The sequence below is a fragment of the Microbacterium sp. NPDC056736 genome (genome assembly GCF_042790415.1).
In the GTDB taxonomy this organism is placed as follows: Bacteria; Actinomycetota; Actinomycetes; order Actinomycetales; family Microbacteriaceae; genus Microbacterium.
Genome location: NZ_JBHTZE010000003.1, coordinates 1 through 26079, shown reverse-complemented (window position 1 = coordinate 26079; position 26079 = coordinate 1). Strand labels below are relative to the sequence as shown.

Sequence of the window (26079 nt, the reverse complement as noted above, 5' to 3'; positions counted from 1 at the left end):
ACTCTCCATCCACGATCATAGTGTCAGAGTGACCAGAAGCCAAACCCCTGCGGTAACACGCGCCGGACCCGGGTGTCGCGGTGCCCTCACAGGCTCGATGCGTAGCCTGGCGGGAGCAGTCCGGCCGTGCGGAAGGGGTGGCGATGATCGTCGTCGACGTGATCGTCGTCCTCGTCCTGCTGGCCGCTCTCGTGAGCGGTGCGCAGCGGGGGTTCTTCGCGAGCATCGGCACACTCGCCGGCCTCGCCGCCGGCGCACTGGCCGCGTTCTGGCTGACACCCCTGGTCGGCACCTGGGTCCCGTCGCCGGTGTGGCGCGGCCCCGCCGTGCTCCTCACGGCGGTCGGCCTCGTGTTCGTGGGGGCGGCGCTGGGCTCCGCCATCGGCTCGGCGCTGCGCTCGGGCGCCGACCGGCTGAAGCTCCGCGGCGTCGAGCGCTTCCTCGGCGGCGTCGCCTCGGTGTTCGCCGCCGTCCTCGCGCTCGCCCTCGTGGCTCCTGCGGTCGCCGTCGCCGGCATCCCGGGGGTCTCATCGGCCGTCGCGTCCTCGAGCATCCTGCGGGGCATCGAGGCCGCCACGCCCGACCCGGTCGCGGCGGCCCTCGCGGAGCTGCGCGGCGCCGTCCTCGACGACGGGCTGCCCGGTCTCGGCCAGCTCCTCGGGCCGGTCACCGTCGAGCCGGCACCGCCGGTCGCCCTGGACGATCCGGAGCTGCAGCGGGCCGCGGCATCCGTCGCGCGCATCACCGGCAACGCGTACGCCTGCGGACGCGGATCGGCCGGGACCGGATTCGTCGTCGCCGCCGACCGCGTCGTCACCAACGCGCACGTCGTGGCGGGCGTCGACACGCCCATCGTCGAGCTCCCGGGCGTCGCCGCGCGCGAGGGACGCGTCGTGTACTTCGATCCCGTGGACGACATCGCCGTGATCGCCGTCGACGAGCTCGGCGCCACCGCCCTGCCGTTCGCTCCCACGCTCGCCGCCGGCGACGCGGCCGTCGTGCAGGGCTACCCCTTCGGCGGCCCGTTCGCCATGGTGCCGGCGGCCGTGCAGTCGGTGGGCACCGCCACGGTCCCCGACGTGTACGACGAGTCGTGGAACCCCCGCGAGATCTATGCGCTGCAGTCCGTGGTGCGGCCGGGCAACTCGGGCGGTCCGGTGCTGACCGCCGACGGTGCCGTCGCGGGCGTCGTCTTCGCGCGGGCGGAGAACGACGAGGACCTCGGCTACGCCATGACGATGGCCGAGCTCACCCCGGTCGCCGCCCAGGCGCCGTCGCTGTCGGACCCGGTCTCGTCGGGGTCCTGCGTGGGCTGAACCGGCGGCGGCGGACGGAATCGCCGAAACCGCGTGGATCGGGTCGCCGACCGGTATGCTGGCCCCGCAAGTCAACAACGGCCCATGACCCGGGCGGGAGAGCCTCGGCAGCGCGATCGCCGGGCACCGAAGGAGCAAGCCTCCCCGCCAATCTCTCAGGTACGCGTACCGTTCGGGCAGGCCGACTCTGGAAAGCGATTCAAGCGACGCGACGCGTCGCCCGGGATCCGCCGACGGTGAAAGCAGGATGCCTCGCATCCGGCGAAGCTCTCAGGCCCATGACAGAGGGGGAGTTCACAGGCGTCGACAGGCGCCTGCCCGCCCACGACCGGGAGAACTCATGACCGAACCGAGCGACGCTCCGCCCCGCACCACCGTCCTGCATGCGCGCCACGAGGCGCTCGGCGCCTCCTTCACCGACTTCGGCGGCTGGCTGATGCCGGTGCGCTACACCTCGGACCTCGCCGAGCACCACGCGGTCCGCACCGCCGCGGGCCTGTTCGACATCTCGCACATGGCCGAGTTCCTCGTCACCGGTCGCGACGCCGCCGCATTCCTGGACTACGCGGTGGCGGGCGCGATCTCGCCGATGCGGGTCGGGAAGGCGAAGTACTCGCTCGTGCTGTCCGAGGACGGCGGCATCGTCGACGACGTCATCGTCTACCGCATCGCGGACGACCGCTTCCTGGTGATCGCGAACGCCGGGAACCGGGATGCCGTGGCCGCCGCGTTCGCCGAGCGCGCGCGCCGCGCGCCCGTGGCAGCGTCCTTCGCCGCAGATCCTCCCGCCGGCGCGGGCACCGAGGCGTTCCTCCACCTCGAGGGCGTGAGCGGCGTCGCGACCGTCGCGGACATCACCGACGAGGTCGCGCTCATCGCCGTGCAGGGCCCGGTCGCGCGCGCCGTGCTGGAGGCCGCCCCGCTGGAGGGCACCGACCCGTCGCTCGCGGATCTCGGATACTACGCATGGTCCTCGTCGCGGTTCCACGGCGAGCACGTCTTCATCGGCCGCACCGGGTACACGGGCGAGGACGGCTTCGAGCTGCTCGTTCCGAACCGTGCGGCCGGTGCCCTCTGGGATGCGCTGCTCGCGGCCGGCGAACCGCTCGGCCTGGTGCCGGCGGGCCTCGCCGCACGGGACACCCTGCGTCTGGAGGCCGGCATGCCGCTCTACGGCCATGAGCTCTCGCTCGACGTCCTGCCCGCCCAGGCCGGACTGGGCCGCGTCGCGCCGCTGAAGACGAAGGACGCCGACTTCGTCGGACGTGCCGCACTGGAGGCCGGCGCCGCCGCCGACGCCCCGCTGCTCGTCGGCCTCGTCGCGGAGGGGCGTCGCGCCGGCCGCGCCGGGTACGCCGTCTTCGACAGCCCCGACGCCGACACGCCGGTGGGCGAGATCACCAGCGGCGCGCTCAGCCCGACCCTGGGGCATCCGATCGCCATGGCCTTCGTCCCGCCCGCGGCGAGCGCGCCCGCGACCGAGCTCTACATCGACGTGCGGGGGACGCGCATCCCCGCGACCGTGACCGCCCTGCCCTTCTACCGGAGGAACACATGACCGACCTCACCGCCCTCAAGTACACCGCCGAGCACGAGTGGGTCGCCCTCGACGGCGATGTGGCCACCGTCGGCATCACCTCGTACGCCGCCGACAAGCTCGGCGACGTCGTGTTCGTGGAGCTGCCCGCCGTGGGGAGCGCCGTCACGGCCGCCACAGTCGTGGGCGAGATCGAGTCGACGAAGTCGGTGGGCGAGCTGTACGCGCCGCTGACGGGCGAGGTCGTCGCGGTCAACGACGCCGTGGTGGACGACCCCGGTCTCGTCAACGCCGACCCGTTCGGCGCCGGGTGGCTCGTGAAGATCACGGTCGACCCCGCCGCGGTGGCGGGCCTCCTGGACCGCGACGCGTACATCTCGCTGACCGGGGGCGCCGAATGACGGGTCTGTTCGCCGACCGTCACATCGGGACGGATGCCGCGGCCCAGCGGCTCATGCTGGACGCGCTCGGCTACGACAGCGTCGACGCGCTCGTGGCGGCGGCGGTGCCGGCATCCATCCACGCCACGCCGCGGTCCACGAGCGACATCCCGCCCGCTGCGACGGAGGCGCAGGCGCTCGCCGAGCTGCGCGCGCTGGCGTCGCAGAACCGCACCGCGCGCCCGATGATCGGACTCGGCTACGCCGACACGCTCACCCCGTCGGTCATCGCGCGCAACGTGCTCGAGAACCCCTCGTGGTACACCGCCTACACGCCCTATCAGCCCGAGATCTCGCAGGGCCGGCTCGAGGCGCTGATCAACTTCCAGACGATGGTGACCGATCTCACTGGTCTCGCGACGGCGAACGCGTCGATGCTCGACGAGTCCACCGCGGTCGTCGAGGGCATGCTCGTCGCCCGGCGCGGCTCCAAGTCCGCCTCCGACGTTTTCGTGGTCGACGCCGACACGCTCCCGCAGACGAAGGCCCTGCTCGCCCACCGGGCGGCGGCCGTCGGCATCCGGCTCGTCGAGCTCGACCTCGCCCGCGGCGCGACGCTGCCCGACGAGCTCTTCGGCGTGCTGGTCCAGTACCCGGGCGCCTCGGGGAACGTCTGGGACCCCTCGGGCGTCGTCGATGCGGCGCACGTCGCGGGCGGTCTCGTCGTCGTCGCCGCGGACATCCTCGCGCTGACGCTGCTGCGCTCACCCGGATCGTTCGGTGCCGACGTGGCCGTCGGCACGACCCAGAGGTTCGGCGTGCCGCTCGGATTCGGCGGCCCGCACGCCGGCTACATGGCGGTGCGTCAGGGTCTGGAGCGGCAGCTGCCGGGACGCCTGGTCGGGGTGTCGCAGGATGCCGCCGGTCACGCCGCCTACCGCCTCGCGCTGCAGACGCGCGAGCAGCACATCCGGCGCGAGAAGGCCACGTCGAACATCTGCACCTCGCAGGTGCTGCTGGCGGTGATGGCCTCGATGTACGCGGTCTACCACGGTCCCGACGGCCTTCGCGCGATCGCGACCGACGTCGCGAAGAAGGCCGAGGCGCTCGGCGCGCGACTGCGCGAGTACGGGCTGTCGCTGCGGTCGGACTCGTTCTTCGACACCATCCGCGTCGCGACGCCCGGTGCGTCGCGACGCGTGATCGAGCGCGCGCGGGAGCGCGGGTATCAGCTCTTCTGGGCGGACGACGCGACGGTCGGCGTCTCGGTCGACGAGACCACGACCGAGGACGACCTGGCGGCCGTCGCGTGGGCGTTCGGCCTGCCGGAGGGGGAGTTCCTCGGTGCGGGCGCCCAGGGGGAGCGCGTGCTGCCGTTCACCGACGCCGAGCCGCTCGCGGGCGTGCCGGCGGAGCTCCGCCGCGTCGAGGAGTTCCTCACCCACCCGGTGTTCAACACCCACCGCTCCGAGACGGCCATGATGCGCTATCTCAAGCAGCTCGCCGATCGCGACTACGCGCTGGATCGCGGCATGATCCCGCTCGGCTCGTGCACGATGAAGCTGAACGCGGCCACCGAGATGGCGGCGGTGTCGTGGCCGGAGTTCTCACGGGTGCACCCGTTCGCCCCCGAGGCCGACGTGCACGGCTATCTCGCGATGATCGAGCAGCTCGAGGTGTGGCTGGCGGAGGTGACTGGCTACGACGCCGTCTCGCTGCAGCCGAACGCGGGGTCGCAGGGCGAGCTCGCCGGGCTCATGGCGATCCGCGGCTATCACCGGGCGAACGGCGACCCGGGTCGCACGGTCTGCCTCATCCCGTCGTCGGCGCACGGCACCAACGCGGCATCCGCCGTGCTCGCGGGGATGCGGGTGGTCGTCGTGGCCTGCGACGACCAGGGCAACGTCGACCTCGAGGACCTGCGTGCGAAGATCGCGGCGCACGCAGACGAGCTCGCCGCGCTCATGATCACGTACCCGTCGACGCACGGCGTGTACGAGCAGGACGTGCTGGAGATCACGCAGGCGGTGCACGACGCCGGCGGCCAGGTGTACGTCGACGGCGCGAACCTCAACGCGCTGCTGGGCTATGCCCGGTTCGGCGACCTCGGCGGCGACGTGTCGCACCTGAACCTGCACAAGACGTTCGCGATCCCCCACGGCGGCGGCGGACCGGGCGTCGGCCCGGTCGCGGCCAAGGCGCACCTCGCGCCGTTCCTGCCGAGCCACCCGTTCTCGCAGCGCAAGGACCACGCCGGCGGCGTGTTCGACGGCGGCCCGATCTCTGCCGCGCCCCACGGCTCGGCGAGCATCCTGCCGATCTCGTGGGCGTACGTGCGGATGATGGGCGCCGAGGGCCTCCGCGCGGCGACCGCGTCCGCGGTGCTCGCCGCGAACTACATCGCGTTCCGGCTCCGCGAGCACTACCCGGTGCTCTACACCGGTGAGGGGGGACTCGTCGCGCACGAGTGCATCCTCGACCTGCGCCCGCTGCGTGAGGCCACCGGCGTGACCGTGGACGACGTGGCCAAGCGTCTCATCGACTACGGCTTCCACGCCCCGACGATGTCGTTCCCGGTCGCGGGGACGCTCATGGTGGAGCCCACGGAGTCCGAGGACCTGGCCGAGATCGAGCGCTTCATCGAGGCGATGATCGCGATCAAGGCCGAGGCCGACCGTGTGGCCGCGGGGGAGTGGCCCGCCGCCGACAACCCGCTGGTCAACGCCCCCCACACCGCCGAGTCGGTCGTGGCCGGCGAGTGGTCGCATCCGTACTCCCGCGAGACCGCCGTGTATCCCGTCCACGCGCTCGTGCGCACGAAGTACTGGCCGCCGGTGCGCCGCATCGACCAGGCCTACGGCGACCGGAACCTCGTGTGCGCGTGCCCCCCGATCGAGGCGTTCGCCTGACACCCCCGGAGCGACGAGATCCCGCGGCCTGGCCCGTCAGGACGCGGCGGCCGGAGTCGGGGTCGGGGTCGGGGTGAGGGTCGGCGTCGGGACGGGCGCGAAGACGCCGGGCCAGAGGGCGACGGCGAGCGGGTACCCGACGAAGGCGACGACGTCGAGCACCGTGTGCGCGATCACGAGCGGCATGACCCGGCCCCATCGGCGGTAGCACCAGCCGAAGACGATGCCCATCACGATGTTGCCGACGATCGCGCCGATGCCCTGGTAGGCGTGGTACGCGCCGCGCAGCGCGGCGGTCGTGAGGATGATCGTCCAGTCGCCCCAGCCCAGGCGGCGCAGGCGGTCGAAGAGGTAGCCGATGAAGATGACCTCCTCCGTCAGCCCGGCGCGCAGGGCGGACAGCAGGAGGAGGGGGACGGTGTACCACGCCGCGTCCAGCGGCGAGGCCACCACCGCGACCGTGATGCCCAGCACCCGTCCGACGGCGTACAGTGCGAGCCCCGGCAGGCCGATGACGGCGGCGAGCAGGATGCCGCGGCCGACGTCGCCGCCCAACCGCGTGAAGTCCAGCCCGATGCGGCGCAGCGCGTTGCCACCCGGCTCCCACAGCAGGTAGACGACGAGGGCCACGAGCGCCAGCGCGAAGAAGACCGACAGGAGCTGATACACCACGTCCCAGACCGCCTGGGCGTCGCGCGACGGATTGACCTGCGTCTGCTGCGAACCCAGCGGGACGGGCGCGAGGAGCTTGCGGACGAGCGAGAGGACGGAGTACACGGCGGACTGGCCGACCGTGATCGCCAGGACGATCCAGACCTCCCACCGCAGTCGCTGCCGGCCATACCGGTCCAGCCGGGGAAGGGTAGTGGATTCCCTCTGGTTCGCGGGCGCGTTCGGGGGAGTCATCTTGTCAGATTGTCACACTCGGCGTCGATTGAGTTAAGGCTCTGTAACGTTTTCGTCGATCGTTTTGACCATCTCACAGCCGGTGCTTATCGTGTTCCCATCCGCGCACCGACCGGTCATCGACTGGTCGTGTGCGCATTACCCTGCACAGGAGGAACAGTGAGAATTAAGCGCATCTCGACTGCGGTGGCACTCACCGCAGTCGGCGCACTGGTGATCTCGGGCTGCACCGCCGGTGGTGGCGAGGAGAACAACGATGACTCCGGTCTCGTCGAAGGCTCGTCGATCACGGCTGCGTGGAACCAGGCGTTCTACTCGATGAACGGCAACACGTCGTTCGGCAACGCGACCGCGAACAACAACATCAACTACTTGGTGCTCGACGGCTTCAACTACTACGACAACACGCCGGAGCTGGTGAAGAACGAGTCGTTCGGCTCGTACGAGCTCGTCAGCGAAGACCCGCTCACCGTCAAGTACACGATCTCCGACGACGCGAGCTGGTCCGACGGCACGCCCGTCGACGCCGCCGACATGCTGCTGCACTGGGCCGCCAACTCGCGCTCGCTGGACACCCCGGACTTCGACCCGGCAGAGTTCACCGACCCCGACACGGGTGAGTTCACCGAGTCGTTCCCGACCGATGTCGTCTACTTCGACTCGGGTGCGACGCCCACGTCGGGCCTCGGCCTGGTCTCGGAGACCCCCGAGGTCGGCGACGACGGCAAGTCGATCACGATGACGTACGACCAGCCCTTCGTGGACTGGGAGCTCACGTTCGCGGGTGTCGGAGCGATGCTGCCGGCCCACATCGTCGCGAAGAAGGCTCTCGAGCTCGACGACAACGAGGCGGCCAAGCAGGCGATCCTCGACGCGATCCAGGACGAGGACGCCGCCGCGCTGGCGCCGATCTCGTCGTTCTGGAACTCGGGCTTCAACTTCACCGAGATGCCCGACGACCCCGAGCTGGTCACCGCGAGCGGCCCGTACATGATCAGCGACTACGTCGCCGACCAGTACGTCACGCTGACCGCGAACCCCGAGTACGCCGGTGACAACACCGCGAACATCGAGGAGATCACGATCCGCTTCATCCCTGACCCGCTCGCTGCGGTCCAGGCGCTGGAGAACGGCGAGGTCGACATCATCCAGCCCCAGGCGACCGCCGACATCACGACGGCGCTCGAGGGCATCGACGGCATCACGGTCAACACGGGCCTCGGCGGCACCTACGAGCACGTCGACCTGCAGTTCGACCAGGGTCGCAACCCGGAGAACATCTTCTCGAACCCGCTCGTTCGCGAGGCGTTCATGAAGACGATCCCGCGTCAGGAGATCGTCGACACGCTCATCAAGCCGATCATCGGCGACGACGCGATCCTGCGTGACTCGCAGCTGTTCGTGCCGGGTGCAGAGGGCTACGACGACTCGGCCGCGAACAACACCTCCGCGGACTACGCCGAGGTCGACATCGAGGGCGCCACGGCGCTGCTCGCCGAGTCGGGTGTCACCAACACCGAGGTCTGCATCCTGTACGCCTCGAACAACCCGCGTCGTGTGAACGAGTTCTCGCTCATCCAGCAGTCGGCCAACTCGGCGGGCTTCAACGTCACGGACTGCGGCTCGGAGGAGTGGGGCGGCCTGCTCGGCACGCCCGGCGCCTACGACGCGTCGCTCTTCGGCTGGCAGTCGACGAGCCTCGGCGTGACCAACTCGCTGCCGACGTTCGAGACCGGTGGAATCAACAACCTCAACTTCTACTCGAACGCTGAGGTCGACGAGATCATCTCCCAGCTGAACGTCGAGTTCGACGCGGAGGCCCAGATCGAGCTGCAGCAGGAGATGGACCGCCTGCTGTGGGAGGACTTCTACGGAGTCACGATCTTCCAGTTCCCCGAGGTCACCGCCTTCAGCGACCGCGTCACCAACATCGACGCGTCGATCCTCGCCCCGACGATCTTCTGGAACGCCTGGGACTGGGAAGTCACGGACGGCGGCTCGGAGGAGTAAGCGCATAACGGCTCACGCCGGGCTCATGCCCGGGTCGTGACCGAAGTGGGGTGCAGGTCCCCGAGGGGCCTGCACCTCACCGCGTTAGACTCCTCCTCAGCGGCGGAGGACGGGCCGAGCGTCTCGCCGGCCCTCCTGCGCTGCTTCATCGATTGGCAGGCGGCCACAACATGGCTTCATTCATCATCCGGCGGTTGATCGCGTCGATCTTCGTGCTCTTCGCCGCGACATTCCTGATGTATCTGCTGGTGTCCTTCTCGGGCGATCCCCTCGAGGACCTGCGGCAGAGCAATGCACCGAACAAAGCCGAGCTCATGGAAGCTCGCACCAAGCTCCTCAACCTCGACGTCCCCCCGCCGCTGCGCTACTTCCTGTGGCTCGGCGCGCTCTTCCGCGGGGACTTCGGCATCAGCATCCAGAACCAGTCCGTCAACGCCCTGCTGGGCAACGCGATCACGTCGACGCTGACGCTGGTCACCACGGCGACGATCGTGGCCATCGTGCTGGGCATCACGGTCGGCATCGTGTCGGCGCTGCGCCAGTACACGGGCTTCGACTACGGGGTGACGCTGCTGTCATTCCTGTTCTTCTCGCTGCCCATCTTCTGGGTCGCGGTGCTGCTCAAGCAGTACGGTGCCATCCAGCTGAACAACTGGCTCGGCGACCCGACGATCTCGGTACCCGTGATCATCGGCATGTCGATCTTCGCCGGCTTGATCTGGATGTCGCTGGTCGGCGGGAGATGGCGCCGCCGGCTGACCGTCTTCGGCATCTCGGCGGTCGCCACCGCAGCGGTGCTGACGTTCCTGTCGGTGACCCAGTGGTTCGCAGACCCCAGCATCGGCATCGTCGTGTACGCCTTCCTCGCGATCGGCGTGGCCGTCGGCGTGACGGCCATCTCGACGGGCCTGCGCAACCGCAAGGCGCTGTACGCGTCCCTCATCGTCGCGGCCATCGGCATCGCGCTGTACTCGCCGATGATGAACTACATCCTGAACGGGATGACGCTGTGGGTCTTCGTGCTCCTGGCAGTGGGCGCCGTCGTCGTCTCGGGGGCGATCGGCTGGTTCATGGGCGCTCCCGACCGGGGGCCCGTCGTGCGGACCACCGCGATCGTCGGGTTCATCGTCGCCGCCTTCATCGCGCTGGACAAGTACATGTCGTATTGGGAGGCGTACGCCAACTCCAGCCGCGTGCGCGGCCGTCCGATCGCGACGGTGGGGGCCTCGACGCCTGGACTCGGCGGCAACTTCTGGGTGCAGGGCATCGACCTGTTCACGCACCTGCTGCTGCCCACGATCGCGATCATCCTCATCTCGTTCGCGAGCTACACCCGCTACTCGCGCGCGAGCCTGCTCGAGGTGATGAACCAGGACTACATCCGCACCGCGCGTGCGAAGGGCCTCACCGGTCGCACGGTGATCGTCCGGCACGCGTTCCGCAACGCGCTGATCCCGATCACCACGATCATCGCCTTCGACATCGGCGCGCTCATCGGCGGCGCCGTCATCACCGAGACGGTGTTCGGCTGGACCGGCATGGGCCGCCTCTTCGTCGATGCGCTGGCCGTGCACGACCCCAACCCCGTCATGGCGTTCTTCGTGGTCACCGGCACGCTCGCCGTGCTCTTCAACCTCATCGCGGACCTCGTCTACGCGGCCCTCGACCCGAGAATCAAGGTGGGCTGACATGAACACCACGACCGTCAACGACTCCGACTCGAGGGAGACCGAGGCCAAGGCTGAGATCTCGATCGAGCAGAAGGAGACCCAGGGCCTCAGCCAGGGCCAGATCGTCCGCCGGCGGTTCTTCCGTCACCGCGCTGCGCTCATCTCGATGATCGTGCTGGCGTTCATCGTGCTCCTCGCGTTCACCTCCGTCGGCGTGAACCTGTGGGGCATACGCATCCCCGGGTGGTGGCAGTACTCCTGGGACGAGATCCCCCCGAAGATCGACAACGGCGTTCCGACGCTGAGCCTGTGGCCGCTGCAGTTCGGCGACCACCCGTTCGGCCAGGACGAGGTCGGGCGCGACATCTTCGCGGTCGTCATGCGCGGTGCGCAGCAGTCGATCATGGTGATGGTCATCGCCGGTGTCGTCGCGACGATCTTCGGCGTGGTGATCGGCGCCGTCGCCGGGTACTACGGCAAGCTGACCGACTCGGTGCTCATGCGCTTCACCGACATCATCATCACGATCCCCCTCATCGTGATCGGCTCCGTGCTCGGCAACACGTTCGGCAGCCTCGGTGCAGCCGTGCTCGGCGTCGTCATCGGCCTGTTCGCGTGGACCACCATGGCCCGGCTGGTGCGCGGCGAGTTCCTCACCCTCCGCGAGCGCGAGTTCGTGGACGCCGCCCGGGTCTCGGGTGCGCGGGACCGCCGCATCATCTTCCGGCACATCCTGCCCAACTCCGTCGGCGTGATCGTGGTCAACGCCACGCTGCTGATGGCCGGCGCGATCCTGCTGGAGTCGGCGCTGAGCTTCCTCGGCTTCGGCGTGCAGTCGCCGGACACCTCGCTGGGCAAGATCATCTCTGAGAACCAGGCCGCGTTCTCCACGCGTCCGTGGCTGTTCTGGTGGCCGGGTCTGTTCATCATCGCGATCGCCCTGTGCGTGAACTTCATCGGCGACGGGCTGCGCGACGCGTTCGACCCGCGCCAGAAGAAGATGCCGAGCGAGCGGGCGATGGCCCGCGCGGGTCGGGCGGGCGGACCGGTGGCACCAGAGGTCGACACGACGCCGTCGACCGACGCGGCGATGGTCGACGTCGGCATCCAGACGGCCTACACGGGCGACCGGATCGTGAACTTCAACGATCCGCGCCCCGAGGAGCCCGGCGACGTGCAGCACAAGCCGCTCGATCCGGAGCGGTGACGTGCTCTCACGCCAGCGCGCCGACCACCGTCGCGGCGCCGAGCGCCGCGACGGTGGCGATCGTCCCCCAGTGCCACGTCTGCGTCGACGCCTCGGGGTCGACGCCGCTCGCGAAGGCGCCCTCGTCGCGCAGGCGCTCCCAGCGGCCGCGGATGAGCTGGGCCAGGTTGCCGGTGGGCGTCGTGACGGCATCGTTGGGGCGCAGCTCCCCGACCTCGCCCCGCGCGGTCTCACCGACGCCGTCGAAGTCCTTCGGGGCCAGCCCCAGGGTGCGGTGCCGGCCGGGTGCGGGCGCCGCCCACACGGGCACACGGCCGTGGGCGGTGTGCAGGGTGAGCGAGTAGCGGGTGTCGATCGCCGTGATCGACGGCCAGGGCACGAAGCTCGTGCGCAGGACGTTCACCACGGTGATGCCGTGCTCCTGCACGATGAGCGCCGGTCGCCAGAACAGCGCCCACGCCAGCACGCCGACCAGCAGGATCGGCCAGACATAGCGCAGTGCCGCAGCGGGATCGGTGACGATCAGCGCGACGACGCCGAGGGCGCACACCACAACGGTCACGACAGCGAGGATGCGGCCGAACGCCGGCCGGTAGCGGACCTCCTGGAACGACATGACTTCAAGCTTCGCAGATTGGACACCACGGAATGACTGACACGACGGGCATCGACGCCGCTGCGGCGGCGTCGCGAGGAGCCCTTCCGGAGACGATCCTCGAGGTCGACAACCTCGGGGTCGAGTTCTGGGTGGACGGGCAGTTCTACCCGGCAGCCATCGACATGAACTACCAGGTCCGCCGCGGCGAGGTGCTCGCCATCGTCGGCGAGTCGGGCTCCGGCAAGAGCACGAGCTCGATGGCGCTTCTCGGGCTGCTCCCCGAGAACTCCCGCGTCACGGGATCGATCAAGCTGCTGGGCCGCGAGCTGCGGGGCCTCGACGAGGCGGCGCTGCGGTCCCTCCGCGGCAACGAGATCGCCGTGATCTTCCAGGAGCCGATGACGGCCCTCAACCCCGTCTACACCGTCGGCTTCCAGATCATGGAGGCGCTGCGCTCGCACGATCGCGGCATGGCCCCGAGCGATGCCCGGGACCGCGCGGTGGAGCTGCTGCGCATGGTGGAGATGCCCGAGCCGGAGCAGTCGTTCCACAAGTACCCCCATCAGCTCTCCGGCGGTCAGCGCCAGCGCGCGATGATCGCGCAGTCCATCTCGTGCGACCCCCTGCTGCTCATCGCCGACGAGCCGACCACGGCCCTGGACGTGACCGTGCAGGCGGAGGTCCTCGACCTCCTGCGCAACCTGCACAAGCGGCTGGACTCCGCGATCATCCTCATCACCCACGACATGGGCGTGGTCGCCGACCTCGCCGACCGCATCATGGTGATGAAGAACGGCGTCGTGGTCGAGTCGGGCACGGTCGACAAGATCTTCCACGCCCCGGTGCACCCGTACACGCAGCAGCTGCTGGCGTCGGTGCCGCACCTCGGCCTCGGCGTCCTCGAAGAGGCGGAGCCCGGGCCGGCGGAGGTCGCCACCGAGACGTCGGCGGTGCCGTCGGTCTCCTACATCCGGGAGCGCGCCAGCGAAGCGGCCGAGGAGATCATCGAGACGCGCACCCCCGTGCTCGCGTTCGAGGACGTCGCGATCGACTACCCCAAGCGCGGCCGCATCCCGGCGTTCCGCGCCGCCGAGCACATCGATCTCGCGATCTATCCCGGCGAGATCGTCGGCCTCGTGGGGGAGTCGGGCTCCGGCAAGACGACCCTGGGTCGCGCCGCCATCGGTCTGCTGCCGATCGCCGAGGGCAAGCTCACCACCGTCGGCACCGACATCTCGCACGCGACGCAGAAGGAGCTGTTCGCGATCCGTCGAAAGACGGGCATCGTGTTCCAGGATCCCGCATCGTCGCTGAACCCGCGTATGCCGATCGGGCAGTCCATCGGCGAGCCGATCCTGCTCGCGGGGGTCGCGAAGGGCAAGGACCTCGACAAGCGCGTGGAGGAGCTGCTCAGCCAGGTCGAGCTGCCTGCGTCGTACCGGAACCGCTTCCCGCACGAGCTCTCGGGTGGGCAGCGCCAGCGCGTGGGCATCGCCCGGGCGCTCGCGCTGGCACCCGAGCTGCTGGTCGCCGACGAGCCCACCTCGGCCCTGGACGTGTCGGTGCAGGCGCGGTTCCTGGACCTCCTGCAGGAGCTGCAGCAGGAGCTGCAGTTCGCGTGCCTGTTCATCAGCCACGACCTCGCGGTGGTCGACATCCTCGCGCACCGCATCGCGGTGATGCACCACGGCAAGCTGGTCGAGTCGGGCACCCGCGACCAGATCCTGCGCGGGGCGAAGGATCCGTACACGCAGCGCCTCATCGCCGCCGTCCCGGTGCCGAACCCCGAGGAGCAGCGGGTGCGCCGCGAGGCGCGCGCCGCGCTGCTCGAGCGCAGCGGCCCCGCCGCGAGCTGACCCGGCCGGCCTCTGTCGGCGCCGCGCCGTCCCGGTCCTCCGGGGCGGCGCGGAGGCGTTCGCGGGAGACGTCCTGGTCGGACCGGTAGAATGACGGATGCCGGTCCCCTCGACACGTTCAGGGGCCGACCTCGTTCTTCCCCTCACTTTCAAGGATTCCCTCATGGCGCGCGCCCTCCGTCCGGACCTCCGCAACGTGGCGATCGTCGCACACGTCGACCACGGCAAGACGACCCTCGTCGACGCCATGCTCCGCCAGACCGGCTCGTTCGGCTCGCACGAGCACATGGAAGAGCGCGCGATGGACTCGAACGACCTCGAGCGCGAGAAGGGCATCACGATCCTCGCCAAGAACACGGCGATCACCTACAACGGCGTGCACACCGAGGTCCCGGTGACGATCAACGTCATCGACACCCCCGGCCACGCCGACTTCGGCGGCGAGGTGGAGCGCGGTCTGTCGATGGTCGACGGCGTCGTGCTGCTCGTCGACGCCAGTGAAGGGCCGCTGCCGCAGACCCGCTTCGTGCTGCGCAAGGCCCTCGAGGCGAAGCTGCCGGTGATCCTGCTGGTCAACAAGACCGACCGCCCCGACGCGCGTATCGCCGAGGTCGAGGAGGAGGCTCACGATCTGCTGCTCGGGCTCGCGTCGGACCTCCACGAGGACGTGCCCGACCTGGACGTCGACGCGCTGCTGGACGTGCCCGTGGTGTACGCGTCAGGACGCGCGGGCGCGGCATCCCACAACCGTCCCGGCAACGGCGAGCTTCCCGACAACGGCGACCTCGAGCCGCTCTTCGAGGCGATCCTCGAGCATGTTCCCGCTCCGTCGTACGACGACGAGGCGCCGCTGCAGGCGTGGGTGACCAACCTCGACTCGAGCCCCTTCCTCGGCCGCCTGGCGCTGCTGCGCGTCTTCAACGGCACGCTCAAGAAGGGCCAGACGGTCGCGTGGGTGCGCCACGACGGCACGACCAGCAACGCCCGCGTCACCGAGCTGCTGAAGACCCGTGCGCTCGATCGGTACCCCGCCGAAAGCGCCGGACCCGGTGACATCGTCGCGATCGCGGGCTTCGAGGACATCACGATCGGCGAGACGATCGCCGACCCCGAGGACGTCCGCCCGCTGCCCCAGATCCACGTCGACGACCCCGCCATCTCCATGACCATCGGCACCAACACCAGCCCCCTCGTCGGCAAGGTGAAGGGCCACAAGCTCACCGCCCGCATGGTCAAGGACCGCCTCGATCGCGAGCTCGTGGGCAACGTCTCGCTCAAGGTCGTCGACATCGGCCGTCCCGACGCGTGGGAGGTGCAGGGCCGCGGCGAGCTCGCGCTGGCGATCCTCGTCGAGAACATGCGCCGCGAGGGCTTCGAGCTCACCGTCGGCAAGCCGCAGGTCGTCACGCGCAAGGGTGAGGACGGCAAGGTGAAGGAGCCGTTCGAGCACCTCACCATCGACGCGCCGGAGGAGTACCTCGGCGCCATCACCCAGCTCATGGCGGCGCGCAAGGGCCGCATGGACAGCATGACCAACCACGGCACCGGCTGGGTGCGCATGGAGTTCATCGTCCCGTCCCGCGGTCTCATCGGCTTCCGCACCGAGTTCCTCTCGACCACCCGCGGCACCGGTATCGCCAACGCGATCTCCCATGGCTACGACGACTGGGCCGGGCACATCCAGTCCCGCCAGAACGGGTCGATCGTCGCCGACCGTGCGGGCGTCGTCACGCCGTTCGCGATGATCGCGCTGCAGGAGCGCATGAGCTTCTTCGTGCAGCCCACCGAAGAGGTGTACGAGGGCATGGTGGTCGGTGAGAACTCGCGCGCCGACGACATGGACGTGAACATCACCAAGGAGAAGAAGCTCACGAACATGCGCTCCTCGACGGCCGACGCGTTCGAGTCGATGACGCCGCCGCGCCAGCTGTCGCTCGAGGAGAGCCTCGAGTTCGCCCGCGATGACGAGTGCGTCGAGGTCACGCCCGAGAAGGTGCGCATCCGCAAGGTCGTCCTCGACGCCACCGAGCGCGGCCGCGCCGCCGCGCGTCTCAAGCGGCAGGACGCCAACGCGTAAGAGACGGGCGAACGGATGCCGCGGCGGGTGGGCCACTCGTCGCAGAGCGGACCGCCGCGACGTCCGGCGACGCTGGTTACCATGACGAGGTGACCCACGACCCTCACTTCGACGACGTGCACAGCGCCGGAGAGGCGAGGCGGGCGGTGCGCGAGGCGCTCGGGGTCGCCCTGGCGACGAGCGCCTACGGGATCTCGTTCGGCGCACTGGCGGTCGCGTCCGGCCTGGACGTCTGGCAGACGTGCATCCTCAGCCTCGTGATGTTCACCGGCGGATCGCAGTTCGCCTTCGCCGGCATCGTCGGCGCCGGGGGAGTCGCCGCCGCGCCCGCCGCCATCGCGTCCGCCGGGCTGCTGGGCGTGCGCAACGTCGCCTACGGCATCCGCATGTCACCGGTCATCGGCCCGGGATTCTGGCGACGCGCCGCCGCAGCGCAGTTCACGATCGACGAGTCAACGGCGGTGTCGCTCGCGCAGTCGTCGCATCGCGCGCGCACGCTGGGCTTCTGGGTCACGGGCATCGGCATCTACATCGGCTGGAACCTCTCGACCCTCGCCGGCGCCCTGCTCGGCGACGTGCTGGGCGATCCCCGCGCCTATGGGCTGGATGCGGCGGCAGCGGCGGCGTTCCTCGCCCTGCTGTGGCCGCGGCTTCGCGCCCGCCAGCCCATCGTGGTCGGTGTCGCCGCCGCGGTCGTGGCGACGGTGCTGACCCCGGTGCTGATGCCGGGGATGCCGGTCATCATCGCCGCCGCCGTGGCCATCGTCGTCGGCTGGTCGAACTGGCTGGGCGCCGACGACGCGGCGGACGGCGCCGAACCCGAGGACGCCGCACAGCGGCGGGCTCAGGAGCCGTGGGAGGGACTGCCGTGACCATGTGGACCGCCGTGCTCGTGGCAGCCATCGTCTGCGTGGCGCTGAAGACGGTCGGATACCTGATCCCGCCCCGGTGGGTGGCGGCGCCGCGACCCATGCGGATCGCAGATCTGCTCACCGTCGCACTGCTGGCAGCGCTCGTCGCCGTGCAGACACTGGGCGCCGGCCAGGCGGTGGTCGTCGACGCCCGGGTGCCCGCGCTGCTGGTCGCGGCCGGTCTGCTGGTGCTGCGGGCGCCGTTCCTCGTCGTCGTCATCGCGGCCGCGCTCGTGGCCGCGCTCCTGCGGCTGTGGGGCTGGGCGGCCTGAGCCGGGCGGTCGTCGCGTGGTCCCGCCGCCTAGACTCGAGACGTGGGTTCGTTCTGGTCGCGCATCGGCGCCTGGGTCGTGGCGTTCGTCATCGGCGCCTTCTACGGCGTGGCCGGCACCGTGGCCCAGGGGTTCCGGCTCGGCTGGTTCCCCCTCGGGCTGGTGCTCGCACTCGTCGGGGTGACCGCGCTGCTCGTGGCGGTCCGGCTGCTCACGAGCGACCGCTGGGCGACGCTGGCGACCGCACTGGGCGCCATGGTCGCCACGCTGGTCTTCTCCGGTGCCGGGCCCGGCGGCTCCGTCGTGGTGCCGCAGGAGGCGGACGGCGCATTCAATCCCGGCGTGGCGTGGACGATCCTCGTGCCGCTGGTCTCCGCGATCGTGATCGCCTGGCCGCAGACGCGCGTGCCCGCCGTCGCGGCATCCGATCGCACCGCCTGATCGGCGTCCCGCCGCTCAGGCCCGAGGGCCGCGGCTAGACTGGCACCGTGACGTACGTGATCGCCCTTCCCTGCGTGGACGTCAAGGACCGCGCCTGCATCGACGAGTGTCCCGTGGACTGCATCTACGAGGGCGAGCGCTCGCTGTACATCCACCCCGACGAATGCGTGGACTGCGGCGCCTGCGAGCCGGTCTGCCCGGTCGAGGCCATCTACTACGAGGACGACCTCCCGGTCGAGTGGCAGGACTACTACAAGGCCAACGTCGAGTTCTTCGACGACATCGGCTCGCCGGGCGGCGCCGCCAAGGTGGGCGTGATCCACAAGGACCACCCGATCATCGAGGCCCTCCCGCCGCAGGAACACTGACGTGGGGGTCGCCGACCTCGCCGACTACCCCTGGGATGCCGTCGCCCCGTATGCGGCGCGCGCCCGCTCCCACCCCGACGGCATCGTCGACCTCTCGATCGGCTCGCCCGTCGACGCGACGCCCGCCGTCGTGGCGGACGCGCTGCGGGCGGCCGCCGACGCACACGCGTACCCGCAGACCGTCGGAACGCCGGCGCTTCGTGCCGCCATCGCGGCGTGGTTCGAGCGGCGGCGGGGAGTGCCGGGGCTGACGCCGGCGCACGTGCTTCCGACGGTCGGCTCCAAGGAGCTCGTCGCCCTGCTGCCGCTGCTGCTCGGACTCGGCCCCGGCGACATCGTCGTGCATCCCCGCGCCGCGTACCCGACCTATGAGGTCGGCGCGCGGCTGGTCGACGCGACGCCCCTGGCGTCCGACGACCCGGCGGAGTGGCCGGAGGGCACGCGGCTCGTGTGGGTGAACTCGCCGGGCAACCCGGACGGGCGGGTCCTGGATGCCGCCGCCCTGCGGCGCGCGGCGGCACGCGCGCGACAGCTCGGCGCCGTGCTCGCCTCGGACGAGTGCTACGCGGAGCTCGGCTGGGATGCGCCGTGGGATTCCGAGCCGGTGCCCTCAGCGCTGGACCCCCGCGTCACCGACGGCGACGTCGGCGGCATCCTGTCGGTGTACTCGCTGAGCAAGCAGTCCAATCTCGCCGGCTACCGCGCGGCCTTCCTCGCCGGAGATCCGGCGATCGTCGCGCGCCTGCTGACCGCGCGCAAGCACCTCGGCCTGATGCTGCCGGCGCCCGTGCAGTCGGCGATGGTCGCCGCTCTCGAAGACGACGCGCACGTCGCCGCCCAGAAGGAGCTGTACCGCCGCCGCCGGGAGGTGCTGCGTCCTGCGGTCGAGGCGGCCGGGTTCCGGATCGACGGGAGCGAAGCGGGCCTGTATCTCTGGGCGACGGAGGGCCGCGACGGATGGGAGAGCCTCGGCCGGCTCGCAGACCTCGGGATCCTGGCGGGGCCCGGGCACTTCTACGGCACGCACCATCCGGAGCACATCAGGCTGTCGCTGACGGCGACCGACGACGGCATCTTCCGGGCGGCCGAGCGCCTGCGCGCCGCATCCGCAGACGGGTCGTGAGGATTCCTCCATCGGATGCCTCGTCCGTTTGGCTGTGTCAGCAGTAGGCGCAGCGGCGCACTAGGCTGTAGGAACGCGGCGACGCGGCATCCCCCGTCCCGCTCCCGAAGTCCTCACGCAGACGACGTCACGGCGTCGCGCCGGAGTGGACGAAACCCCCCGTACGACGACAATCGCGAGGAGGCGCCGTGAGCGAAGCGGGCACCCAGCAGGAGAAGGCCACCCTCACGATCGGTGACAAGACCGCAGAGTTCCCGCTGCTGCGGGGCACGGACGGCACACCGAGCGTGGATGTCTCGACCCTCACCCGCCAGACCGGCTACACGGCGCTCGACTACGGGTTCGTCAACACCGCGGCCACCAAGTCGGCGATCACCTACATCGACGGCGACCAGGGCGTGCTGCGCTACCGCGGCTACCCGATCGAGCAGCTGGCGAAGAACAGCACGTACCTCGAGGTCGCATGGCTGCTGATCTACGGCGAGCTGCCGACCGCCGACGAGCTGGGCGAGTTCGACGAGAAGATCCGTCGCCACACGCTGCTGCACGAGGATCTCAAGCGCTTCTTCTCAGCCCTGCCGCACACGGCGCACCCCATGTCGGTGCTGTCGTCGGCGGTGTCGGCCCTGTCGACGTACTACGAGCACCAGTCCGATCCGAACAACCCCGAGCACGTCGAGCTCAACACGATCCGCATGCTGGCGAAGCTGCCGGTGATCGCCGCGTACGCGCACAAGAAGAGCATCGGGCAGGCGTTCCTGTACCCCGACAACTCGCTCGGCTTCGTCGACAACTTCCTGAAGCTGAACTTCGGCGTGCTCTCTGAGGTCTACCAGGTCGACCCGGTCATGTCGCGCGCGCTGGAGCGCCTGCTGATCCTCCATGAGGACCACGAGCAGAACGCCTCCACCTCCACGGTGCGCCTGGTCGGTTCGACGGGCGCCAACCAGTTCTCGTCGATCTCCGCCGGCATCAACGCCCTCTACGGCCCGCTGCACGGCGGCGCCAACGAGGCGGTGCTCGACATGCTGGCGCGCATCCGCGACTCGGGCGAGAGCGTGCAGCGCTTCGTCGAGCGGGTGAAGAACAAGGAGGACGGCGTCAAGCTGATGGGCTTCGGCCACCGCGTGTACAAGAACTACGACCCGCGCGCGAAGCTCGTCAAGGAGTCGGCCGACGAGGTCCTCTCGGCGCTCGGCGTCAGCGACCCGCTGTTGGACCTCGCGAAGGAGCTGGAGGAGATCGCGCTCAACGACGCGTACTTCCAGGACCGGCGGCTGTACCCGAACGTGGACTTCTACACCGGCGTGATCTACAAGGCGATGGGCTTCCCGACACGCATGTTCACGGTGCTGTTCGCCATCGGGCGTCTGCCCGGCTGGCTCGCGCAGTGGCGCGAGGCGGCGAACGATCCGCAGGGGAAGATCGGCCGCCCGCAGCAGCTCTACGTCGGCGCATCCGAGCGCAGCTACCCCGGCCTGTCCTGACCCGACGGCTTCTGCCGAGGTCCTTCGCCTAGCGTCGGAGCTCGTCCACGATGACCGGGTGGGTGTCGCGCCACGCGTCGGCGCCGAAGATCACGTCGAGGTGCCCGTAGCCCGGGAACTCGTGGTGGGTGTGCCTGCCGGGGGCGAGCGCGTCGAAGTGCGCGAACGAGAGCCGCTGGCCGAGCGGGAGGAAGCAGCGGTTGTCCGCTCCCGCGAGGAAGACGAACCGCGCGTCGGTCTGCGGACGGGCCAGGAGATCAGGCACCACCTCCGGCACATCCCCCGTCGGGACGAGATGCCCGGCGCGCACGCTGTCGCGCATCTGAGCGAAGAACGTCATCGGCGAGCCGGCGAACTCGCCCGTGATCCAGTCGTGTGTGGCTCGGTCGATGTTGCGGTGCGCCCAGAGCGCCGGATGGCCCGCGCCGTAGGTGAAGCTCACCATCGCGCACACGGGGCTGTCGCATTCCGGGTGCGTGGCCGTGACGACCGAGCGCAGCACTCGCGAGAAGGGCCCCTCCGTCTTGTAGCCCCACTTCGGCGAGAGCGTGGGGCTGATGCGACGCACCATCGGCGAGAGCACCTGGATCTTCATGGTCGACCAGCGCGGCAGGACCGTGTGCAGCGACACCGCGTTGGTGACGACCGTCGTCACCTCCGGGACGAGGCCCGAGATCGCGGCGATCATGAACGACGTCGACCCCTGGCAGTGCACGAACGCCTTCATGGTCTGGTGGCCGGTCCGCTGCAGGATCAGGCGCACCGCCGCCGGGTAGTCGTACGCGGCGGCGTCGTCGAGCGTCCAGGCCACCGGCCGCAGGTCGATCGACGCGCGCCAGTTGAGGAGCCAGACGTCGAAGCCGTCGTCGAGCAGCGCGTCGACGAGCGTCCGCTCCAGCGGCGGCCGGAAGATCTCGGCGCGCACGCCGGCGCCGTGGACGAGCATCACCGGTCCGCGAGGAGTCTCCGCACCGGGGCGGGTGAGGTGGAGCATCAGCAGCGGAACCCCGTCGTCCGCCGGGAACGGGATGAGCTCCGTGTCGTGCCCGCGCGCCCCGCGGCGCACGTACCGCCACGGCGCAGGGTCCGCTTTCGTCGCCATGCGGTCACGACCCCTCGACGGCCAGCCCGGCGTAGGCGTCCCACAGCTGCCCGAGGAAGAGCGATCCGAACGCGCCGATCGCGGCGGCGCCGTCCTCGCCGGTCGCGCGGAACGTCGTCATCTGCCGGGCGAAGTCGAGCGGCTTGATGCGGAGCACCCCCGCCCCCGCGACGAGCTCGTCGCCCGTGGGATGCAGCTGCCCGAGCTCTCCCACGTCGGGAGGCGGGACGTGCCCGGTGAGCAGCTGCACGTACAGCGTCGTCGTGTCGTCCCACAGGTCGAAGCCCGGATCGTCCCGCACCTCCTTGATCCCCAGGACCGTGAAGGGCGCACCGGAGTCGGGGGTGATCCACAGACGGTAGACCATGCGCCGGTCCGCCCCGTCATCGGTTCGGACGAGGAGGTTGAACCACCCGCGGTCGACGGGCACGTGACCTCCGAGGATGTCCGCGTCGACGTATCCCGATGCCGTCCCGGCGTGTGAGGGGTCGGCGACGAAGGCATCGATGTCGGAGGTCTCGATCGTCAGCTCGAACATGAACTTCTCGTCGAGGATGCGGGCATCCTCGTAGGCGTCGTGCGGGTCGCGCGCCCCGAGGGCGACGAATCCCTTCATCTGCTCGGTGAAGCGGACCTTCCTGGCGTCGGGACCGGGACGGGGCGCGTCCTGCATGGCGTGTCTCCTCTCGCCGCCGGAACCGGTCCGGGGTCGTCTGTGGGGCTGTGGAGCGGGAGCCTCGAGCGCATGCTCGATGGCTCGATCCGCGAAGGCGGCGATCGTGAGCGCGGGGTTCGGCCCGACCGGACCGGGCATCGAGGCGCCGTCCAGCACCCAGAGGTCGTCGACGCCGAAGGCGCGGCCCCATTCGTCGACCACGCCCTCGTAGGGATTCCGCCCCATCGGCGCACCGCCGAGCGGGTGCACGGTGATGACCCGCTTGGCCCACCACAGCGGGTTGTCGGCGTACTCGGCGCCCAGCTCGTCGGCGATGCGGGCCATCGTGTGCCGCATGCGGTCGAAGTACTCCATCGAGGTGGCCGTCGTCCAGTCGATCTGCAGGCGACCCTCCTCGAGGTACATCATCCCGTCGGGCAGGTCGCGCCCCATGCCGAGCACGGGCATGGACGAGGACGAGAGCGAGACCTTGCCGATCGCCGCCGCGAGGTCGCGCGAGACGTTGGACCGCCCGTCGCCGAACAGCCGCGACGCCAGCATGCGGGCGGCCACGCGGGTGCTGCGTGAGATCACCGACCGCAGCTGGCTCAGCTCCATCAGCCAGTTGAGGAAGCCGGGGTAGCCGGCATCCTGCACGTAGTAGCCGCGCCCGTCCGCATCGGTGTCGTCGCCGTCGACGCGATCGCCCACGCGGACGGCGCTCGTGATGACCGCGCCGCGGCTGCTGACCAGCGATCGTGCCTTGGCGGTGCGATCGATGCTCTCGCGGGCGTTGAACAGGAAGCCCAGCAGGTCCCCGTTCCCGCAGAAGCGGGTTCCCAGCGCGGTGCTGAGGCCGGGGAGGGAGGCCCGATTCTTCAGCAGCAGGTAGGTGGACCCGAAGGTCCCTGCGGCGAGGATCAACGAGGTCGCGGAGATGATCCTGTCCTCCGCGGTCGCGGCATCCGCGTCGTGCACGCGATAGCGCACCTCCCACGCTCCGTCGCGGCGGTGGAATCCCTTGACCTCGTGGAGCGCACGGATGTCGGCGCCGGCATGGGCCGCCGCGGAGAGGTAGGTGTGATCGAGGGTGTTCTTGGCGCCGTAGTTGCAGCCGATGTCGCACTCCCCGCACAGCATGCAGGTGAAGCGCTCGGAGCCGTGGATGCTGCCGTACGCCGGTGTCGGCACGAGCCCGATCGACGGGCGCCCTTCACGCTCGGGCGCGAACGACACCGCCAGCGGCGGACGGAAGGTGGGAAGGCCGGCACGTCGGGCCGCCTGCTCGAACGCCACCGTCTTGGCCGTGTCGGTGTACGGATACGGGTTCGCCCCCAGCATCGCCTCGACGCTGTCGTAGTGCGGGTCGAGGTCCTCCCGCGAGATGGGCCAGTTCTCGTACCCGCCGCCGGGGAGCGGGGAATCGTGCACGAACCATTCGGGGTCCTTGCGCAGGAGGACGTTCGCGTAGATCAGCGAGCCGCCGCCGAGACCGCTGGACACCACCCCCTCCAGGCCACGGAAGCTCCACGTCTCGAACAGACCGTAGAGCGCGTCGGACGGCGACCAGAAGTTCGCGCCGAACTCGCTCGGCGTGCGCGCGAACGAGCCCGGCGGATACGGTCGTCCGCGCTCCATGACGACCACCGACCTGCCGCCCTCGGCGAGGCGGTAGGCCGCCACGGATCCGCCGAAACCACTGCCCACCACGAGGGCGTCCACGTGCTCGACGTCGCGTTCATCCACGTGCCGCCCCCCTTTGCGTCACGATCTGACGCGCACATTATGGCACCGGGGGGCGCCGCGGCGTCAGTGCCGGGGCGGCGAGGGCAGCGCGCTACGCGTGCAGCGCCTCATTGAGCGTCACGCCCACGCCCGCGCGGCGCACCGCCTCCACCGCGCCGGAGAGCGAGTTGCGGCGGAAGAGCAGTCCGTCGCGGCCGGAGAGCTCTGCGCCCTTGGCGGTCGGGAACGAGCCGTCCGCGCGCGGGGTCTCGTCCGCGAGGACGATCTTCGTGCCGGCCGTGACGTAGAGGCCGGCCTCGACGACGCAGTCGTCTCCCAGCGAGATCCCGACACCCGCGTTCGCCCCCAGCAGCGTGCGTGCGCCGATGGACACCTTGAGCGTGCCGCCGCCGGACAGCGTTCCCATGATGGATGCCCCGCCGCCGATGTCGCTGCCGTCGCCGATGACGACGCCCTGCGAGATACGACCCTCGACCATGCTCTGACCCAGGGTGCCGGCGTTGAAGTTCACGAACCCCTCGTGCATCACGGTCGTGCCGGGAGACAGGTATGCGCCCAGCCGCACGCGGGAGGCGTCGGCGATCCGCACGCCCGACGGGGTGACGTAGTCCAGCAGGCGCGGGAACTTGTCCAGGCCCTGCACCTGGATGCCGTCGCGCGCGAGGAAGGGGCGGAGCCGGGTGAGCGCATCGGGATGCATCGGGCCGGCGTTCGTCCACGCCACGTTCGGGAGGTGGGAGAAGATGCCGTCCAGGTTCACCTCGTTGGGGCGGACGAGCCGGTGGGACAGCGCGTGCAGGCGCAGGTACGCGTCGGAGGTGGAGGTCGGCGCCGCGTCGAGGTCCGCCTCGAGGGTGACGACGTCGACGGAGACGGCGCGTCGTGGGTCGGCGACAGCCAGGCGGTCCAACTCGTCCGGCGGCATCTTGGGGTCGAATCCCAGGGGGATCCGTCCGGCGCTGGGGGAGGGGAACCACGTGTCGAGCACGGTTCCGTCATCTGCGGTCGTCGCGAGGCCGACGCCCCACACCCATCGTTCTTGACTCATGCGATCAACGCTAGCGCGGTGGGAGGGCGACGCTTCCGCGTATTCACGCGGATCGGCGGTGCGACACGCCCGGGATGCGGGGTGGATTCGACGCGTGCGTCGGTGCCACGTAAAGTAATTGTTGTTCGCCCCAAAGGGTAGAGCGGAAGGCCGGAAGGCCTGGCTCCCCTCAAGCAGCGGACCACCCCATCCGAATCAGCTCCTGGCGAGTCTGTCCGGTTTCGGTCTAGGATGGGTTTCTTCCACTTCCGTGTGCTGTCGGCCGTGGTGGGGTCTCGTGCCCCGCTGAGGCGGTTTGACAAGCGGGTCGGGATGTGTAAGATAGAGAAGTTGCCCTGCGGCGACGGCTGAGAGGCCTGAACGCGGGTGCGTCCGATCTTTGAGAACTCAACAGCGTGCACTTGTCAAATGCCAAATTTATTTCTCTGTCGACCAGTTTTCTGGTTGGTGGGGGTCTTTT

General features: G+C 70.0%; 20 protein-coding genes and 2 riboswitches. Of the genes, 15 read left to right on the top strand and 5 right to left on the bottom strand.

What is annotated here, in order from left to right:
- Positions 1-143: 143 nt before the first annotated feature.
- The 4 genes from ACFRAL_RS07530 to gcvP all read left to right on the top strand — a co-directional run bounded on the left by ACFRAL_RS07530 (position 144) and on the right by gcvP (position 6142).
- Positions 144-1316, top strand: coding sequence for a MarP family serine protease (locus ACFRAL_RS07530; RefSeq protein WP_336396397.1), 1173 nt, complete (start codon positions 144-146; stop codon positions 1314-1316).
- An 84-nt stretch (positions 1317-1400) separates the two neighbouring features.
- A riboswitch (glycine riboswitch) is annotated at positions 1401-1497 on the top strand.
- A riboswitch (glycine riboswitch) is annotated at positions 1498-1611 on the top strand.
- Between the two features lie 45 nt (positions 1612-1656).
- A complete protein-coding gene (locus tag ACFRAL_RS07525; RefSeq protein WP_378881365.1) occupies positions 1657-2874 on the top strand; it encodes a glycine cleavage system aminomethyltransferase GcvT in 1218 nt (405 codons plus the stop codon).
- Complete coding sequence (gene gcvH, locus ACFRAL_RS07520) at positions 2871-3254, top strand: glycine cleavage system protein GcvH (RefSeq protein ID WP_336396395.1); 384 nt, start codon at positions 2871-2873, stop codon at positions 3252-3254. The genes ACFRAL_RS07525 and gcvH overlap by 4 nt, the downstream gene beginning before the upstream one ends.
- A complete protein-coding gene (gcvP, locus tag ACFRAL_RS07515; RefSeq protein ID WP_336396394.1) occupies positions 3251-6142 on the top strand; it encodes an aminomethyl-transferring glycine dehydrogenase in 2892 nt (963 codons plus the stop codon). The genes gcvH and gcvP overlap by 4 nt, the downstream gene beginning before the upstream one ends.
- Positions 6143-6178: 36 nt before the next feature.
- Here the strand turns inward: gcvP and ACFRAL_RS07510 are convergent, their stop codons facing one another.
- Positions 6179-7048, bottom strand: a complete 870-nt coding sequence (locus ACFRAL_RS07510; protein ID WP_378881360.1) for a CPBP family intramembrane glutamic endopeptidase — start codon at positions 7046-7048, stop codon at positions 6179-6181.
- Positions 7049-7234: 186 nt separating this feature from the next.
- Here ACFRAL_RS07510 and ACFRAL_RS07505 point away from each other — a divergent pair, with 186 nt between their 5' ends.
- From ACFRAL_RS07505 to ACFRAL_RS07495, 3 genes are all read left to right on the top strand, one after another.
- The gene (locus ACFRAL_RS07505) at positions 7235-9058 is read left to right on the top strand and encodes an ABC transporter family substrate-binding protein (RefSeq protein WP_378881359.1); all 1824 of its coding nucleotides are present in this window, start codon (positions 7235-7237) and stop codon (positions 9056-9058) included.
- 170 nt (positions 9059-9228) lie between these two features.
- Positions 9229-10746, top strand: coding sequence for an ABC transporter permease (locus ACFRAL_RS07500; protein ID WP_378881356.1), 1518 nt, complete (start codon positions 9229-9231; stop codon positions 10744-10746).
- A 1-nt stretch (position 10747) separates the two neighbouring features.
- Positions 10748-11935, top strand: a complete 1188-nt coding sequence (locus ACFRAL_RS07495; protein ID WP_336396390.1) for an ABC transporter permease — start codon at positions 10748-10750, stop codon at positions 11933-11935.
- A 7-nt stretch (positions 11936-11942) separates the two neighbouring features.
- On the opposite strand, the gene ACFRAL_RS07490 is transcribed toward ACFRAL_RS07495, so the two are convergent.
- Positions 11943-12551, bottom strand: coding sequence for a PH domain-containing protein (locus ACFRAL_RS07490; RefSeq protein ID WP_336396389.1), 609 nt, complete (start codon positions 12549-12551; stop codon positions 11943-11945).
- 32 nt (positions 12552-12583) lie between these two features.
- On the opposite strand from ACFRAL_RS07490, the gene ACFRAL_RS07485 reads away from it, so the two are divergent.
- From ACFRAL_RS07485 to ACFRAL_RS07450, 8 genes are all read left to right on the top strand, one after another.
- On the top strand, positions 12584-14389 hold the full coding sequence (locus tag ACFRAL_RS07485; RefSeq protein ID WP_378881352.1) for a dipeptide ABC transporter ATP-binding protein: 1806 nt from the start codon (positions 12584-12586) through the stop codon (positions 14387-14389).
- A gap of 163 nt (positions 14390-14552) precedes the next feature.
- Positions 14553-16466: a translational GTPase TypA gene (gene typA, locus ACFRAL_RS07480; RefSeq protein ID WP_336396387.1), complete on the top strand. Its 1914-nt coding sequence runs from the start codon at positions 14553-14555 to the stop codon at positions 16464-16466.
- Between the two features lie 89 nt (positions 16467-16555).
- Entirely contained in the window at positions 16556-17338 is a 783-nt protein-coding gene (locus tag ACFRAL_RS07475; protein ID WP_336396386.1) for an AzlC family ABC transporter permease, read from the top strand.
- Positions 17335-17649 (top strand): AzlD domain-containing protein, encoded by a 315-nt coding sequence (locus ACFRAL_RS07470; RefSeq protein WP_336396385.1) that lies wholly within the window; start codon positions 17335-17337, stop codon positions 17647-17649. Before ACFRAL_RS07475 ends, ACFRAL_RS07470 begins: the two co-directional genes overlap by 4 nt.
- Positions 17650-17691: 42 nt before the next feature.
- Entirely contained in the window at positions 17692-18090 is a 399-nt protein-coding gene (locus ACFRAL_RS07465) for a DUF6113 family protein (protein WP_336396384.1), read from the top strand.
- Between the two features lie 47 nt (positions 18091-18137).
- A complete protein-coding gene (fdxA, locus tag ACFRAL_RS07460; protein ID WP_378881347.1) occupies positions 18138-18458 on the top strand; it encodes a ferredoxin in 321 nt (106 codons plus the stop codon).
- Position 18459: 1 nt separating this feature from the next.
- Positions 18460-19581: a succinyldiaminopimelate transaminase gene (gene dapC / locus ACFRAL_RS07455; RefSeq protein ID WP_378881344.1), complete on the top strand. Its 1122-nt coding sequence runs from the start codon at positions 18460-18462 to the stop codon at positions 19579-19581.
- Between the two features lie 188 nt (positions 19582-19769).
- Positions 19770-21068 (top strand): citrate synthase, encoded by a 1299-nt coding sequence (locus ACFRAL_RS07450; protein WP_336396381.1) that lies wholly within the window; start codon positions 19770-19772, stop codon positions 21066-21068.
- Positions 21069-21096: 28 nt separating this feature from the next.
- Here ACFRAL_RS07450 and ACFRAL_RS07445 read toward each other — a convergent pair whose 3' ends face one another.
- From ACFRAL_RS07445 to dapD, 3 genes are all read right to left on the bottom strand, one after another.
- Complete coding sequence (locus ACFRAL_RS07445; protein ID WP_378881341.1) at positions 21097-22170, bottom strand: alpha/beta fold hydrolase; 1074 nt, start codon at positions 22168-22170, stop codon at positions 21097-21099.
- A 4-nt stretch (positions 22171-22174) separates the two neighbouring features.
- Positions 22175-24571, bottom strand: a complete 2397-nt coding sequence (locus ACFRAL_RS07440; RefSeq protein ID WP_378881338.1) for a GMC oxidoreductase — start codon at positions 24569-24571, stop codon at positions 22175-22177.
- A gap of 91 nt (positions 24572-24662) precedes the next feature.
- A complete protein-coding gene (gene dapD, locus ACFRAL_RS07435) occupies positions 24663-25619 on the bottom strand; it encodes a 2,3,4,5-tetrahydropyridine-2,6-dicarboxylate N-succinyltransferase (RefSeq protein ID WP_336396378.1) in 957 nt (318 codons plus the stop codon).
- Positions 25620-26079: the final 460 nt, after the last annotated feature.

Excerpts from the sequence above, each read along its gene's own strand:
- ACFRAL_RS07510 (WP_378881360.1), bottom strand. The coding sequence starts at position 7,048 with ATGACTCCCCCGAACGCGCCCGCGAACCAGAGGGAATCCACTACCCTT.
- ACFRAL_RS07525 (WP_378881365.1), top strand. The coding sequence starts at position 1,657 with ATGACCGAACCGAGCGACGCTCCGCCCCGCACCACCGTCCTGCATGCG.
- ACFRAL_RS07530 (WP_336396397.1), top strand. The coding sequence starts at position 144 with ATGATCGTCGTCGACGTGATCGTCGTCCTCGTCCTGCTGGCCGCTCTC.
- gcvH (WP_336396395.1), top strand. The coding sequence starts at position 2,871 with ATGACCGACCTCACCGCCCTCAAGTACACCGCCGAGCACGAGTGGGTC.
- gcvP (WP_336396394.1), top strand. The coding sequence starts at position 3,251 with ATGACGGGTCTGTTCGCCGACCGTCACATCGGGACGGATGCCGCGGCC.
- ACFRAL_RS07495 (WP_336396390.1), top strand. The coding sequence starts at position 10,748 with ATGAACACCACGACCGTCAACGACTCCGACTCGAGGGAGACCGAGGCC.
- typA (WP_336396387.1), top strand. The coding sequence starts at position 14,553 with ATGGCGCGCGCCCTCCGTCCGGACCTCCGCAACGTGGCGATCGTCGCA.
- ACFRAL_RS07485 (WP_378881352.1), top strand. The coding sequence starts at position 12,584 with ATGACTGACACGACGGGCATCGACGCCGCTGCGGCGGCGTCGCGAGGA.
- ACFRAL_RS07445 (WP_378881341.1), bottom strand. The coding sequence starts at position 22,170 with ATGGCGACGAAAGCGGACCCTGCGCCGTGGCGGTACGTGCGCCGCGGG.
- ACFRAL_RS07490 (WP_336396389.1), bottom strand. The coding sequence starts at position 12,551 with ATGTCGTTCCAGGAGGTCCGCTACCGGCCGGCGTTCGGCCGCATCCTC.
- ACFRAL_RS07500 (WP_378881356.1), top strand. The coding sequence starts at position 9,229 with ATGGCTTCATTCATCATCCGGCGGTTGATCGCGTCGATCTTCGTGCTC.
- dapD (WP_336396378.1), bottom strand. The coding sequence starts at position 25,619 with ATGAGTCAAGAACGATGGGTGTGGGGCGTCGGCCTCGCGACGACCGCA.